At 62.9% G+C, this 15,409-nt stretch carries 13 protein-coding genes; 7 read left to right on the top strand and 6 right to left on the bottom strand.

Annotation, left to right across the window (positions count from 1 at the left end; all coding sequences use genetic code 11):
• Positions 1-293, top strand: a 293-nt coding sequence (locus PAN31108_RS26630) for a hypothetical protein (protein ID WP_217426339.1), incomplete at its 5' end; no start/stop codon positions are given.
• Between the two features lie 26 nt (positions 294-319).
• Here the strand turns inward: PAN31108_RS26630 and PAN31108_RS19880 are convergent.
• Both PAN31108_RS19880 and PAN31108_RS19875 read right to left on the bottom strand, forming a co-directional pair.
• Complete coding sequence (locus tag PAN31108_RS19880) at positions 320-829, bottom strand: single-stranded DNA-binding protein (protein WP_150670500.1); 510 nt, start codon at positions 827-829, stop codon at positions 320-322.
• Positions 830-859: 30 nt separating this feature from the next.
• Complete coding sequence (locus tag PAN31108_RS19875) at positions 860-2,023, bottom strand: MFS transporter (protein ID WP_150670499.1); 1,164 nt, start codon at positions 2,021-2,023, stop codon at positions 860-862.
• 502 nt (positions 2,024-2,525) lie between these two features.
• Here PAN31108_RS19875 and uvrA point away from each other — a divergent pair.
• The 6 genes from uvrA to PAN31108_RS19845 all read left to right on the top strand — a co-directional run bounded on the left by uvrA (position 2,526) and on the right by PAN31108_RS19845 (position 9,860).
• Positions 2,526-5,390 (top strand): excinuclease ABC subunit UvrA, encoded by a 2,865-nt coding sequence (gene uvrA / locus PAN31108_RS19870; RefSeq protein ID WP_150670498.1) that lies wholly within the window; start codon positions 2,526-2,528, stop codon positions 5,388-5,390.
• Between the two features lie 134 nt (positions 5,391-5,524).
• Positions 5,525-6,553 (top strand): AI-2E family transporter, encoded by a 1,029-nt coding sequence (locus PAN31108_RS19865; protein ID WP_150670497.1) that lies wholly within the window; start codon positions 5,525-5,527, stop codon positions 6,551-6,553.
• A gap of 116 nt (positions 6,554-6,669) precedes the next feature.
• The gene (locus PAN31108_RS19860; protein WP_150670496.1) at positions 6,670-7,344 is read left to right on the top strand and encodes a helix-turn-helix transcriptional regulator; all 675 of its coding nucleotides are present in this window, start codon (positions 6,670-6,672) and stop codon (positions 7,342-7,344) included.
• Positions 7,341-8,333, top strand: a complete 993-nt coding sequence (locus PAN31108_RS19855) for a threo-3-hydroxy-L-aspartate ammonia-lyase (protein WP_150670495.1) — start codon at positions 7,341-7,343, stop codon at positions 8,331-8,333. Before PAN31108_RS19860 ends, PAN31108_RS19855 begins: the two co-directional genes overlap by 4 nt.
• Positions 8,330-8,728 (top strand): RidA family protein, encoded by a 399-nt coding sequence (locus PAN31108_RS19850; protein WP_150670494.1) that lies wholly within the window; start codon positions 8,330-8,332, stop codon positions 8,726-8,728. The genes PAN31108_RS19855 and PAN31108_RS19850 overlap by 4 nt, the downstream gene beginning before the upstream one ends.
• 139 nt (positions 8,729-8,867) lie before the next feature.
• Positions 8,868-9,860 (top strand): hypothetical protein, encoded by a 993-nt coding sequence (locus PAN31108_RS19845; RefSeq protein ID WP_150670493.1) that lies wholly within the window; start codon positions 8,868-8,870, stop codon positions 9,858-9,860.
• Between the two features lies 1 nt (position 9,861).
• Here PAN31108_RS19845 and PAN31108_RS19840 read toward each other — a convergent pair whose 3' ends face one another.
• The 4 genes from PAN31108_RS19840 to phnA form a co-directional block, all read right to left on the bottom strand.
• Positions 9,862-10,410, bottom strand: coding sequence for a phosphonate degradation HD-domain oxygenase (locus tag PAN31108_RS19840; protein WP_150670492.1), 549 nt, complete (start codon positions 10,408-10,410; stop codon positions 9,862-9,864).
• Entirely contained in the window at positions 10,370-12,196 is a 1,827-nt protein-coding gene (locus PAN31108_RS19835) for a Na/Pi cotransporter family protein (protein ID WP_150670491.1), read from the bottom strand. The genes PAN31108_RS19840 and PAN31108_RS19835 overlap by 41 nt, the downstream gene beginning before the upstream one ends.
• 337 nt (positions 12,197-12,533) lie before the next feature.
• Positions 12,534-13,988 (bottom strand): phosphonoacetaldehyde dehydrogenase, encoded by a 1,455-nt coding sequence (gene phnY / locus PAN31108_RS19830; RefSeq protein ID WP_150670490.1) that lies wholly within the window; start codon positions 13,986-13,988, stop codon positions 12,534-12,536.
• A gap of 149 nt (positions 13,989-14,137) precedes the next feature.
• Positions 14,138-15,391, bottom strand: a complete 1,254-nt coding sequence (gene phnA, locus PAN31108_RS19825; protein WP_150670489.1) for a phosphonoacetate hydrolase — start codon at positions 15,389-15,391, stop codon at positions 14,138-14,140.
• Positions 15,392-15,409 lie beyond the last annotated feature (18 nt).

Raw genomic sequence — 15,409 nt, 5'->3', positions numbered from 1 at the left:
CTTCTTCATGTTCGTCTTCTTCTCCGAAAACGAACTTTACTAGAATCCGGCTGGCCCTGTTTGCAGGGGGCATGTCAACTCAGCCATTAGGGCGAGTTCCGGACAATCAAAGCGGCCGCTTCAATCTTGGCCCACCTCTGCAATTTTCCCCACACAGTTGCACTGCCTTGGTGACAAAGGTGGTGGACAACCAACATTTCCCGCAAGTATTGGTTAAGTTCTACCGCCAAGCGCTCTTGAAAAAAGTGTTGGTAAAGAAAAAAGCCCGCGTCCTATTGGAGCGCGGGCTTTGAGCCAACAAGAGGCAACTAAGTAGGGTTTAGAACGGAATATCGTCGTCCATGTCGTCGAAGCCGCCGCCGGACTGCTTGGCCGGGGCTTGCTGACGACCACCGCCGCCGCCGCCACCGCCGCCACGCGAATAGCCGCCGCCACCACCGCCTTCGTCACCGCCGCGCGAGTAGCCACCACCACCACCGCCGCCTTCGCTGCCGCCGCGACCACCCAGCATTTGCATCTGGTCCGCCACGATTTCCGTGCTGTAACGGTCAGTGCCGTCCTGCGCCTGATACTTGCGCGTGCGGATACGACCTTCGATATACACCGACGAACCCTTCTTCAGATACTCGTTGACGATTTCCGCGAGACGACCGAAGAACGACACGCGGTGCCATTCCGTCATTTCCTTGAACTCGCCGGACTGCTTGTCCTTGTAACGGTCGGTCGTCGCCAGACGAATATTCGCCACCGCATCGCCGCTCGGCATGTAGCGGACTTCGGGATCGGCACCCAAATTGCCGACCAGGATCACTTTGTTGACTGATGCCATAAATCTTTCTCCGGTATTGCTGAAATCCGATCAGGATTGACGAGGCGCTGGCGTCCTCATCGGTGCGGCGATTATAAGCCACACGACCGCGCCGGCCGCACAAGTCAGAAAGATTGCGTTTTGACCGTAGTGGGTCATCAGAAAACCCCCTAGCGCCCCCCCGCAGAACAGGCCCAGTGCCTGCGTCGTGTTGTACACCCCGACTGCCGCGCCCTTGCGCTGCCCCGGCGCCAGCTTCGACACCAGCGACGGCTGCGACGCCTCCAGCACATTGAAGCCCAGGAAGTACACGAACAACACCACGGCGATCACGCCGACCGTCGGCGGCAACCCACCCAACGCGACCTGCGCCACCGCCACCAGCGCAATCGCCGAGAGCAGCACCGCCTTCATCTTTCCCCGCTTTTCCGCCGCAATGATCGCAGGGACCATCGCGACGAACGACAGTCCCATCACCGGCAGATAAACCTCCCAATGCTGCGCCACCGGCAAGCCGGCCGCGACCAGCATACGCGGCATCGCCACGAACAGCGCCGTCTGCGTGGCATGCAACACGAACACGCCGAAGTTCAGCCGCAGCAGTTCCGGGTTGTGCAGCACCTCCGAGAACGGTGCCGGCCCCGCCTTGGCATGCACCGGCGGCGCAGGCACCACCCACAGCACCACGAATATCGCCAGCACCGCCAGAATGCCGATGGCCGAGAACAAGCCGCTCATGCCAAGCCAGTGGTACAGGAACGGAGCGCACACGATCGCGACAGCGAACGACACGCCAATGCTCCCGCCGATCATCGCCATCGCCTTGGTGCGGTTCGCATCGCTCGTCAGGTCCGCCACGCAGGCCATGACCGCCGACGAAATCGCGCCAGCGCCCTGAATCGCCCGGCCCACGATGATCCACGTCAGGTCATGCGCCAGCGCGGCTACCAGCGAGCCGATGGCGAACACGATCAGACCGAAGATGATGACCGGCTTGCGGCCCAGCCGGTCAGACGCCCATCCGTACGGGATGTAGAGCAACGACTGCGTCAAACCGTAAATGCCGATGGCCAGCCCAACGAGAAACGTATTGTCGCCCCCCGGAATCGTCTGAGCGAAGACCGAGAACACCGGCATGATCAGGAACAGGCCGAGCATGCGCAATGCAAAAATCCCCGCGAGCGACGCGCTGGCGCGCACTTCTAGCGGGGTCATGCGGCCCCCTCGGCCGCGTGTCGAGGCAGGAGAAGCGGAAGTCACGGAATCAGTCGACATTACGTCCTGAGAGATGGAAAAAGCGCGTGCAGCCTCGGAATCGTCTGATAGATTGCGCCCGGGCGTACGGTTTGTCAGTCGCCCCGGCGGGCACGCGGACAGCCGTTTGGCCCCACGGGCGAAGGACGGGCACCGGCCTCTGGAAATCGGGCGGTTCGTCCCCATCTGAAGCCCATGCCGCACGGGGGCCCGAAGCAGCCCGCCGGCAGGGATCAGCCCCGGCAATCAAACTTAGGTATATTAGCAGGTTTAGCCGCCCGGATTTCCCCCCAGCGGCCCGCCCGACCGCTCCCGCCGCATGCTGTGCGCCAGCCACGTCGATGCCCGGCAAACGCCGTGCCGGCGCGCTCCAGCGTCTCGGGAAATTCAGGCGCCTGGGGGCCGAAAACCGCCCCGCGACAATTCGCCGCGTGGATTCCTCGGCGACGACCCGGAACCGTCAATGGAAACCATTCGTATTCGTGGGGCTCGCACCCACAACCTGAAGAACGTCAGTCTCGACCTGCCGCGTCACCAACTCGTGGTGATCACCGGCCTGTCGGGCTCCGGCAAGTCGTCGCTCGCCTTCGATACGCTGTACGCGGAAGGTCAGCGTCGCTATGTCGAAAGCCTGTCGGCGTATGCCCGCCAGTTCCTGCAATTGATGGAAAAACCCGATGTCGACCTGATCGAAGGGTTGTCGCCGGCCATTTCCATCGAGCAAAAGGCGACGTCGCACAACCCGCGCTCTACGGTCGGCACGGTCACGGAAATCCACGACTACCTGCGTCTGCTCTACGCTCGTGTGGGCACGCCCTACTGCCCGGACCACGGCCTGCCGCTCGAATCGCAAAGCGTCTCGCAGATGGTCGACGCCGTGCTGGCCCTGCCCGAAGACACGAAGCTCATGATCCTCGCGCCGATCGTGGTCGATCGCAAAGGCGAGCATGCCGACCTGTTCGAGTCGATGCAGGCGCAGGGCTTCGTACGTTTTCGCATTCGCTCCGGCGGCGGTGCGGCCAATGAAGGCACGGCGCGCGTGTACGACATCGAGGCGCTGCCCAAGCTCAAGAAGACGGAAAAACACTCCATCGACGTGGTCATCGACCGCGTGAAGGTGCGCGCCGATCTGAAGCAACGTCTGGCGGAATCTTTCGAGACGGCGCTGCGTCTGGCCGACGGGCGCGCCATTGCGCTGGAAATGGATACCGACAAGGAACACGTCTTCAGCTCGAAGTTCGCCTGCCCGGTGTGCTCGTACTCGTTGCAGGAACTCGAACCGCGCCTGTTCTCGTTCAACAACCCGATGGGCGCCTGCCCGACCTGCGACGGGTTGGGCCAGATGACGTTCTTCGATCCGAAGCGCGTCGTCGCCTTTCCGGCGCTCTCGCTGGCATCCGGCGCGATCAAGGGATGGGATCGACGCAACCAGTTTTACTTCCAGATGCTGCAAAGCCTCGCAGCGTTCTACGACTTCGACGTGGACACACCGTTCGAGGAACTTCCGGAAGCCACGCAGAAGATCGTGCTGTACGGCTCCGGCGAGCAGGAAATTCCCTTCACCTACGTGAACGAGAAGGGGCGCACCTCGGTACGCTCGCACGCCTTCGAGGGCATCATCCCGAATCTGGAGCGTCGCTATCGCGAAACGGATTCGGTCGCCGTGCGCGAAGAACTCGCCAAGTATCAGAACAACCGCGCCTGCCCGGACTGCGAAGGCAGTCGTCTGCGTCGCGAGGCCCGCTTCGTCAAGGTCGGTGAAGACAAGCAGGCGCGCGCGATCTATGAGATCGGCAATCTGCCGCTACGCGAAACGCTCGGCTACTTCCACGAGTTGGTGCTGCACGGCGCCAAACGCGAGATCGCCGACAAGATCGTGAAGGAAATCGTCGCGCGCCTGACGTTTCTCAACAACGTCGGCCTCGACTATCTCTCGCTCGAGCGCAGCGCCGACACACTCTCGGGCGGCGAAGCGCAGCGCATTCGTCTGGCGTCGCAGATCGGCTCGGGGCTCACGGGTGTGATGTACGTGCTCGACGAGCCGTCGATCGGCCTGCATCAGCGCGATAACGACCGCCTGATCGGCACGCTCAAGCACCTGCGTGACCTCGGCAATTCGGTGATCGTGGTCGAGCACGACGAGGACATGATTCTCGCGAGCGACTATGTCGTCGACATGGGGCTCGGCGCGGGGATTCACGGCGGCACCGTGATCGCCCAGGGCAGTCCCGAGCAAATCGAGAAGTCGGCGGAGTCGCTGACCGGCCAGTACCTCTCGGGCATACGCCGCATCGAAGTGCCTGCGGAGCGCCGTGCGCCGGGCGACGACTATCTGCGGATTCTCGACGCCACCGGGAACAACCTCAGACACGTGAATCTGGACCTGCCGGTGGGCCTGCTGACCTGCGTGACCGGCGTCTCCGGCTCAGGCAAATCGACGCTCATCAACGACACGCTGTATCACGCCGTCGCGCGCCATCTCTACGGCTCGTCGGCCGAACCGGCGCCGTACGAGCAAATCGAGGGGCTGGAGCACTTCGACAAGGTCATCAACGTCGACCAGTCGCCCATCGGACGCACGCCGCGCTCGAACCCCGCCACCTACACCGGTCTGTTCACGCCGATTCGCGAACTGTTCGCGGGCGTGCCCGCTGCCAAGGAGCGCGGTTACGATCCGGGGCGTTTCTCGTTCAACGTGAAGGGCGGACGCTGCGAAGCGTGCCAGGGCGACGGCGTCATCAAGGTCGAAATGCACTTCCTGCCGGACGTGTACGTGCCTTGCGACGTCTGCCACGGCAAGCGCTACAACCGCGAAACGCTGGAAATTCAGTACAAGGGACGCAACATCTCCGAAGTGCTCGACATGACCGTCGAGCAGGCGCACGAGTTCTTCAAGCCGGTGCCGGTCGTGGCGCGCAAGCTCAAGACGTTGCTCGATGTCGGCCTCGGCTACATCCGGCTCGGCCAGTCGGCCACCACGCTCTCCGGCGGCGAAGCGCAACGCGTGAAGCTCTCGCTCGAATTGTCGAAGCGCGACACCGGCCGTACGTTGTATATCCTTGACGAACCGACGACCGGCCTGCACTTCCACGACATCGAACTGCTGCTCACGGTCATTCACCGCCTGCGCGATCAGGGCAATACGGTGGTCATCATCGAACACAATCTCGACGTGATCAAAACCGCCGATTGGGTCATCGATCTCGGTCCTGAAGGGGGGGCGGGCGGCGGTCAGATTATTGCGCAGGGCACGCCCGAACAAGTGGCCGCGAGCAAGGCCAGCTTTACCGGCAAGTACCTCGCGCCGCTGCTCAAGCGCGGGAAGTAAATCGGGCGTAGCAAGTACGACGCAAGACACCCGTGGATCGGACACCGCCGGGTGGGCGCGGCAAGAACGCATTGCGGCGCCCCGCCCCTCGTAAACGTCGTCGCGACGCGGGGATTTTTTAAGGACGTCATCTCATGGAACCGCGCTCTGGCTGGACTCCGGACCGGAACTTCTGGGTCGAACTGGCGAGCTATGTGTTCGCCGCCGTGGCCCTCTGGCTGATTCTCAGCATTCATCTGCTCTCGGCGGTGCTCGCGGGCATGGTGGTTTATCAACTCGTCCATGTGCTGGGGCCGCGCCTGCAACTTCGCATCTCCAGCGAACGCGCCAGGCTGGTCGCGGTGGCACTGCTATCGGCCGTCATCGTCGCGCTGATGACGGCGCTGGTCTTCGGCGTCATCACCTTTTTCCGCAGCGATGCCGGGCATCTGGAACACATCAACGGCAAGATGATGCAAGCGCTCGAGCAGGCGCGCTCTCAATTGCCGATGTGGCTGACCGACCGGCTGCCGGCGGACAGTCAGGATATTCATGACGCCATGACCGGCTTCCTGAAGGATCACACGCAGGAAGTATCGTTCGTCGGCAAGGAAGCGCTCAACTCGCTGGTGCACATCATCATCGGGCTGGTGCTGGGCGCGCTCGTGGCGCTCTCGACGATCCGGCCGGTGCATCACATGCGCCCGCTGGCCGCCGCGCTCACGCGTCGCGTTACGCTGTTCGGCGACGCGTTTCGCCGCATCGTGTTCGCTCAGTTGAAGATCTCCGCGATCAACACGCTGTTCACGGCCATCTTTCTGGTCGGCATTCTGCCGTTGTTCGGGATTCATCTGCCGCTGCGCAAGACGATGATCGTCGTGACCTTCGTCGTCGGCCTGCTGCCGGTCGTGGGCAACCTGATCTCGAACACGTTCATCGTCGTGTTGGGCCTGGCGATGTCGCTGTACGTAGCGATCTCGGCGCTCGTCTTCCTGGTCGTCATCCACAAGCTCGAATATTTCCTGAACGCCCGGATCGTCGGCACCCAGATCCAGTCACGGGCCTGGGAACTGCTGCTGGCGATGATCGTGCTGGAAGCCGCGTTCGGCCTGCCAGGGCTGGTCGCCGCGCCGATCTATTACGGCTATCTCAAGAGCGAGTTGGCGGAAAAGGAACTCGTCTGAAGGAAACGCCCGCTGTCCGGCGTCTCATCCCCCTCGCGGGGTAAGCACGACCGGCATCGGGCGTATTTTTCGACTGCAATTTGACATTTCGTCATGCAGTGACATAATGTCAAATCATGAAATCCGCAAAATCTCCCGCCACGGGCAAACTCGACGAGAACACACTGCTGCTGCGTGAAGGACGCAAGATCGTCGAGGCGCTCGGCCAGACCTTCGCGCCGCTCGTCGAAGTGGTGCTGCACGATCTGACCGATCCCGATCACGCCATCGTGGCCATCGCTAACAATCTGTCAGGCCGCGAGCCGGGCGACGCCGTCACGGAAATGGGCCTCGCCCGCATTGCCGATCCGGCGTTCCCCGAAGTCATTGCAAACTACGCCAACCGGTTTCCGGACGGGCGACCGGCCAAGAGCACGTCCATCGGGCTGAAGAACAGCCGTGGCGAGTATGTGGCCGCCATCTGCCTGAACATGGACATCTCGATGCTCGCGGCGGCGGCCTCGGGCATTCAACAGTTGGTGAGCGTGCCGAATCAGGCGCCGGTGTCGGTGAGGGAAACGCTTTCCAACCGGCGTCTGGACGACATCACCCCGCTCATCACGGACTTTGCAGCGCAACGCAACACCACACCGCAAGGCCTGACGCTCGCGCAACGCCGCGAAGCGATCCGTCTGCTCGAAGCGCGCGGGCTGCTCGATCTGCGTCACGCGCATGCCGAAGTCGCGCGTACGCTGGGCATCGCACGCTCGACTGTCTACACCTATCTCTCCGACCCGAAAGGCGCATCATGACCACCTCCACGTCAGCCCCTACGTTGGCGATCACCTACGGCGACATCGTCGCCGCGCACGACCGGATTCGCGAAGCGACGCATCGCACGCCGGTGCTCACCTCACGCACCGCCGACGCCATGACCGGCGCGAGCCTGTTCTTCAAGGCAGAGAACTTCCAGCGCATGGGCGCCTTCAAGTTCCGCGGCGCCTACAACGCGATTTCGCAATTCAATGCGGAGCAGCGCCGTAGTGGCGTGCTCGCGTTCTCCTCCGGCAACCATGCGCAGGCGATTGCGCTGTCGGCCCGCGAGCTGGGGGTGCCTGCGGTCATCCTCATGCCCAAGGACGCCCCCCAAATGAAGATCGACGCCACGCGTGGCTACGGGGCTGAAGTCATCTTGTTCGACCGCTACACGGAAGATCGCGAGACGCTGTCCACGCGTCTGGCGAACGAGCGCGGCATGACCCTGATTCCGCCTTACGACCACCCTCACGTGATGGCCGGTCAGGGTACGGCGGCCAAGGAACTGATCGAGGACGCCGGCGAGCTGGACATGCTGCTGGTCTGCCTCGGCGGCGGCGGACTGCTGTCCGGCTGCGCGGTCGCAGCACGGGCGTTGCATCCGAACATCGAGATTTACGGTGTCGAGCCCGAAGCCGGCAACGACGCGCAGCAGAGCTTCCGCAAAGGGGAAATCGTCCACATCGACACGCCGCGCACGATTGCGGACGGCGCGCAGACGCAACATCTCGGTCAGTACACGTTCCCGGTGATCCGCTCGCTGGCGGACGACATCCTGACGGTGAGCGACGACGAACTCGTGCAGACCATGACATTCTTCGCGAGCCGCATGAAGATCGTGGTCGAGCCGACGGGCTGCCTTGCGGCGACGGCGGCATTTCACGGCAAGGTCGATGTTCGCGGCAAGCGCGTGGGCATCCTCTTGTCCGGCGGCAACGTCGATCTGGTGCGCTTCGCCAAACTTACGCTCGGAGAAACCGTATGAGTGCGCAGGATCGCGATATCGAATCGGTGAACGTGCCGACCTTGCAGCCGCCGCGCGGCCACTATTCTCATGGCATTCGCGCCAACGGATTCGTGTTCGTGTCGGGGCAGTTGCCGATCACACCCGAAGGTGAACGTCTCGTGGGCGCCCCGTTCGCCGTGCAGGCGAAGCAGGCGCTCGACAATGTGGCCACGATCCTCGCCGCATGCGGCACGAGCATCAGCCGTCTGGTGCAGGTGCGCGTGTACATCACGAATGTGGACGACTGGGGCTCCTTCAACGAGGTCTATGCCGCGTGGGCCGGCGAGGCCAAACCGGCGCGTTGCGTGGTGCCGGTGTCCGCGCTCAGTCATGGCGTCGCCGTGGAAATCGAGGCGATGGCGTTGGCGGGCTGACGACCGCAGCACCGCAGCACTGCAGAACCTTAGGGAAAAGCTGATTCTGGCCCGACCCGCTATCCGTTTGGGATCTTCAGCAGGATGCGCTCATCAGAGGGATACACTTTTCGCAACGTATCCCTGAGCGCATCCCGCCATGACGACATCCGACCTTCAGACACCGCCGCAAGGCGAACCGGCCGAGGTCCCCTCGCCGGCGTCACAGCAACGCATCGACGACGAACCGCTGCGGCTCGTTACCAGCTTCAACGATGTCTTCGTCGTCATCGCGGCGTGGCTGATGACGTTCGGCGCGGTCATGATGACGCGCGCATTGCCGTCATGGACGCAAATGATGCTCGCCGGCGCGCTGGCTTGGGGACTCTCCGAAATCTTCGTGCGGCGGCGGCGCATGGCGCTGCCTGCGCTCCTGTTCTCCGCCATCTTCGTCTCGAACTCCGCGCTGCTCGGCATCGGCAACGCTTCGCTGTTTCACGACAACGAGCAGGCATTGCGGGGCGCGTTGAACGGTTGGACGCTCGTCGCCACCTGCCTTTTGCCGGCGCTGGGCGCTGCGCTTTACTGGTGGCGCTTCCGTGTTCCGGCGGTAATCGCCATGGGCATTTTCGCTGTCGTCGTGGCGGTCTGGGTGCACGTGCTCACCCTCAATCCGCAGGCGACGGGCTGGCTGATGATCGGCAACATCGTCGCCGGCCTCATCGTCTTCGCCTGGGCGCTGCGCTGGGACGCTCAGGATCCGCAACGCACGACTCTGCGCTCGGACGTCGCCTTCTGGCTTCATCTGCTCGCCGCAACGATGGTCACTCACCCGATCTTCTCGATGCTGATGCCGAACCATCCGCTCATCGTGATGATGGCTTTTCTCGTGCTCACCCTCGTCTCGCTGATCGTCGACCGCCGCGCTCTCATGCTTTCCTCGGTGATCTATCTGCTCAACGCCATCCTGCGGATGTTGGTGGGCGCGGTGCAGGAACCCAGTGAATTCGACACGGGATTCAGCGGCTACCTGCCCGTCGCGGCATTTACGGTGGGCGGCGTGCTGCTCCTGCTCTCGGGCTTTTGGCACGTGTCGCGCAAAGGGGTGCTGCGCGCGCTGCCCGCCAGTTGGCGGGCGCGTCTGCCTCGCTGACTTACGGCAACGTCACGCGCGCCAGCACTTTCATGTAGTGATCCAGCGGCGGGGTCGGCATCCCGGCGATCTTCGCGCGATCATCCCAGCGGCGCAGTCGAAGCGCGGCGTGCGCGTGATCGCGGTCCAGAAACGTCTGCGCCTGCGCCTCGGAGAAAACCCCGCCCTGCAACGCCAGACTGCGCACCGAGTCCGCCGACAGCTGTCCGTAGTACTCGGGATCGATGGCGCAAAGACAACGCTTGGCGTCGACATGCAGACGGATGGGGTCGAGCACAGCGTCGCCGAACAGCGGCCTCAGAAAGGGCAATGCGAAGTATTGATGCAGATCGTCGATGCCGCGCTCGGTAGGCGTTTCGCCCTGAAGATTGAGCAGATGGCCGAGATCGTGGAGGAAACTGGCCGCGACGAGCGCCTCGTCGGCGCCCTCGCTCTCGGCAAGCGCGCCGCTTTGCAGCGCGTGCTCCAGTTGGGTGACAGGCTCGCCGCTGTATGCGATCGAGCCGAACTTATCGAACAGGGTGCGGATGTCCGGCAGGCTCAGGGCCATCGTGAGAACTCTCGTTGTCGTCGCGAGAACCTGAGGCGGAGCCGGCGGCAGCCGTCGCGACTTCGGCAAGCGCCGCCAGTTTCGACGCCTTGGCTTCCTTCGGCGTCTTGAGATCCTTCGCGTCCCTACCCTCCTTGCTGTCCTTCGGCTTGTCGCGCATGCGGCTCTTGCGCAGCGCACCCGCATCGTCAAGCACCGGATACGCCGTCGAGCAGAACAGTGAATTCAGACGCTTCATGTCGCTGATGATGTCCAGATGCAGCGAACTCGTCTCGATACTCTGTACCGACTGCCCCGCCAGACGATTCAGGTGCGTATAGGAATACGCGCGCTCCAGATCGCGGAAGCTCTCCTTCTCGGCCATCAGACGCTGCGCGCTCTTGAGGTCGGTATTCAGGAACACGGACAAGCCGAGTTGCAGGTTTGTCACCAGCCGCGCATGCATGTCGCAAATCTCCTGCAACCCCGCCTCGGAAAACGACAGCTTGTGCGAAATCTTCTTCTCTTCGACTTCCACGACCATCCGCTCGATGATGTCGCCCGCATGTTCCAGATTGATGGTGAGCGAAATGATGTCCGTCCAGCGACGGCTGTCCTGCTCGCTCAGGTTTTCCCGAGAGACGCGTGTCAGGTACATCTTCACCGCGGTATAGAGATGGTCGACGTCGTCGTCCAGACGGCGCGTCTCGCGAGCGCGCGCCACGTCGTTACTCTTGATGACGTCGAGCAAACCGTTGAGCATCTGCTCGATGATGTCGCCCATGCGCAGTGTCTCGCGCGTGGCGTTGGCCAGCGCCAGCGACGGCATTTCCAGCGCGCTTTCGTCCAGATGACGCACACGCGTCACACCGTCGGCTTCCGGCTTTTCGGCCAGCAGACGCACGCAAAGTCGTGCCATCGGCTCGGTGAACGCCAGGCTCACGACGCACCGGATCAGGTTGTACAACACGTGGAAGTTGACGACGGCTTGCGCCGGGGCGTCCGAGAGCCAGCTCACGAGCATCGGTGCATAGTCAACGAACGGCAAGACCAGCAGACAGCCGATCAGCTTGAAGATGAGACTGCCGAACACCACACGACGGCCGGCCGCGTTCTGTCCCGCCGACGTCAGCATCGCGAGCATGCCGCTGCCCAGGTTCGCACCGATCACCAGACACAATGCCACCTTGAGCGAAATCACGCCGGACGACGCGAGCGTCGCCGTCAGCAGCACCGCCGCCAGACTGGAATACGAGATCATCGCGAACAGCGCGCCGATCAGCGTGTCGAGCATCACATCACCGGTGAGCGAGCCGAACAGCACCTTCACGCCGGCCGCTTCGGTCATCGGCGTGGTCGCGCCCACGATCAGTTGCAGCGCCAGGATGATGAGACCGAGACCGATAGACACGCGACCGAGCTGGCCGGCGCGAGTCTGCTTGCGCGACAGGAAGAAAATCACGCCGAAGAAGATCAGCAGCGGAGACAGCCAGTGCAAGTCGAACGTCAGGATCCGCGCCATGAGGGCGGTGCCGACGTCGGCGCCCAACATGATCGACAGCGCCGGCGCCAGCGCAATGAGACCCTGTGCACCGAACGACGAGACGATGAGCGCCGTCGCGTTGCTGCTCTGCACGAGACCGGTGACGAGCACCCCCGCCGCGAAGGCGAGGAAGCGATTCGAAATGCTGTGCGACAGGATACGCCGCAAGTCGGCACCATAGACGCGCAGGACCCCGGTACGCACGATATGCGTACCCCAGATCAGCATCGCCACGCCGGAAAGTAGATTGAGCAGTGTCAGCATGCCAGTGTTCCGTGATCTTATTGTCGACGGGACGGGCAGCGCTTCGCGCCGCCAACATGACGCGAGCAATGGTTTGCCAAACCGGCATCCCGCGTCAGTCCAACACTGGCGTCGGGATGCGTATGAAGTCTGCGCGTCATGCGTATCCCCAATCGGTACACCGTACACCAAATTGACCACCGCAACAATCGTGTCATCAATTTGTCACATTTTTTGCGCGGTTTCTGCTAAGCCTTGTTGCATAAGGGGTACAGACCCGGTCGACGGCCCGCCGGCCAGGGCTTTGCGGCCGGTTTCACCGTCTCGCTGTCCGTTCCCGGTGTCATGGCGACCGACCTCAGATTCCCCACGGCAGCGTAAAGGTTTTTGTGTTCGTGAAGCTCTTCATCGCCTCCTGAACCCCTTCCTTGTAGCCGAGCCCGGAATCCTTGATGCCCCCGAACGGCGTCAGCTCGATGCGATACCCCGGCACCTCCCAGACATTGACCGTGCCCACCTGCAACTCGTTGGTAAAACGCGTCACATAATCAAGACGGTTCGTGCACACCCCGGACGACAGGCCGAACGCCGTACCGTTGGACAGGGCAATGGCCTCGTCGATGCTGCCGAACGTCAGGATCGGCGACACCGGGCCGAAGGTCTCCTCCCGCACTACCGTCATCTTCGGATCGACGCGATCGATCACCGTCGGCGCATACAGGGCGCCTTGGCGCTGATTGCCGACGAGCAACCGCGCTCCCTGCGCCACCGCTTCGTTCACACGCGCTTCGAATAGGCGGGCTGCCGCCTCGTCGATGACCGTCCCCATGTCGTTGTCGCCATCGGCCGGGTCGCCGTACTTCCAGGCGCGGGTCTTCTCGACGACGAGTTCCGTGAACTGCGCCGCAATGTCGCGGTGCACGAGCATCCGCTTGACGGCCGTACACCGCTGTCCCGAGTTCTTGTACGACCCCTGCACGGCGAGGTCGGAGGCACGATCGAGATCGGCGTCCTCCATCACGATCAGCGGATCGTTACCGCCCAACTCCAGCACGATGCGCCGATACCCCGCCTTCGACGCGATGTACTTGCCGATCGACACCCCGCCCGTGAACGTGATCATGTCGATGTGCTCGTTCGTGATCATTTCGTCGGCAATCTCCATCGGATCGCCCGTGATGACTTGCAGCATTTCCGGCGGCAGCCCGGCCTCGTACAACGTGTCGGCCAGGTAGTACGCCGAGAGCGGCACCTTTTCGGACGGCTTTAGCACCATCCGATTGTTCGTTGCGATCGACGGCGCGACCTTGTGCGCCACCTGGTTCATGGGATGATTGAACGGCGTGATCGCGGAGATCGCACCCAGCAGCGGTTCACGCTGCGTCACCACCCGTCGCTTCTTGCCGTGCGGCGTGAGATCGCACGAGAACGCCTGTCCGTCGTCCTTGAGCGCCTCGCTCGCCGCGAAGCCGAGCACATCGGCCACGCGGCCGATTTCGTAGACGGCGTCCTTTTTGCACAGCCCCGACTCCATCGTGATGATGGCCGCCGCCTGCGCCGTGCGCGAGCGCAGCAACGCCGCCGCTTTTTCCAGAACATTGACGCGCTCAAAGCGCGTGAGCGTCGAGCGGTATTGCTTGGCGATCGTGAAGGCACGACGGACATCGTCGAGCGACGCCTTCGGCACAGTACCGACCAGATCGCCCGAATACGGATTGAACACTTCGATGATCCGTTCACGGGTCACTTTTTCGCCACCGATGCGAAGCGCTTCGGCGCGAAACTCGGGGTGCAGCTTGTGCGGCGCGTTCATGGGGTTCTCCACAGCATCTCTCACAGGACAGGGACCGGGCTGCGCAAGGACGACTGCCGCTGCGCGCCTGCGGTGCTCATTTCCTCATTTCCTCATTTCCTCATTTCCTCATTTCCTCATTTCCTCAATGCATGACGCTCAGGCAAACATCAGACGTGATTGAGCGCAACGTCCAGAATGTCGAAATTGCGCAGCCGCGCCTTGCCCGGAATGCCTTCGGTCTTGCGATTGAAGAGCAACGGCACCGTCTGCTCTGAAATGCCGCCATGCGAGCGCAGCGGCACCGTGAGACCCGACAGATCGTGACGGCTCGCACTCGTGCCCAGCACCACGGATTGATCGCTCACCACGACCAGATCGCCCACGCGATCGGGGGGCAGCTCGAAGCGCGCGCAGGCTTCGGCATTGGTCAGCACGACATCGATACCCGGCAGCGCGGCAATGCGCGCACGCGCGGCATCGCGGTCTGCGTCTGCCGGCAGATAGATCGTCGCGTACGAGCCGAGCGCGCCGTGATGCACGACATACGGGTCCGTAATAGGCAGGATCACGCGCGCCCCGCCCGCTTCCACGCCTTTGCCGAGCCAGTCGTCGAGCAAGTCCTGCAAATAGATGACGTTGGGCTGGCCGGTCTTCGGATCGTGTTTGGCGTTCATGCCGTGATCGGCGGTGAGCCCGATGACCGCGCCGAGTTCGTCCATACGCGCGAGGTACTTGTCCATCATCGCGTAGAAGGCGTTGGCGCCTGCCGTGCCCGGCGCCCACTTGTGCTGCACGTAGTCCGTCGTCGAGAGATACATCAGGTCGATGTGGCGCGTTTCCAGCAAACGCACGCCCGCCGCGAACACGAACTCCGAGAGTTCGGCGCTGTAGACGTCGGGCACCGGCATGCCGACGAGACCGAGCACGTCTTCAATGCCGTTCTCCTCGAGCGTGACCTGATCGGCCTTCTCCGAGGAAAAACAAATGCCCTTCATGCGATAGCCGAGCAGCTTGCGCAGCTTGTCCTTGGCCGTCACCACGGCAAGGCTCGCCCCCGCGTCGGCGGCCGCGGCGAACACCGTGTCCGCGCGCAGATAGGCGGGGTCGTTCATCATGACCTCGGCGCCACGACCGCCATCGGCCGACGGATCGTAGAAGTAGTTGCCGCAGATGCCATGAACGGCGGGGGGCGCGCCGGTCACGATCGACAGATTGTTCGGATTGGTGAACGACGGCACGACACAATCGCCCTTGAAGACCGCGCCCTCGGCCAGCAGACGCTTCAGATAGGGTGCGACACCGGCGGCAGCGGCCGCTTCGATGTATTCGAACTGGCAACCGTCGACGCATACGATGACGGTCGGCTGCTGCGGCAAGCGGTATTGGCGGCCGTTCACTTGAATCTGTGCGGTCTGGTTCACGTTGATTCTCCTCAAGAA

Source organism: Pandoraea anhela (assembly GCF_902459655.1).
In the GTDB taxonomy this organism is placed as follows: domain Bacteria; phylum Pseudomonadota; class Gammaproteobacteria; order Burkholderiales; family Burkholderiaceae; genus Pandoraea; species Pandoraea anhela.
Note: the sequence above shows the minus strand (reverse complement) of the source record. Positions and strands in the feature narration are given on the sequence as shown.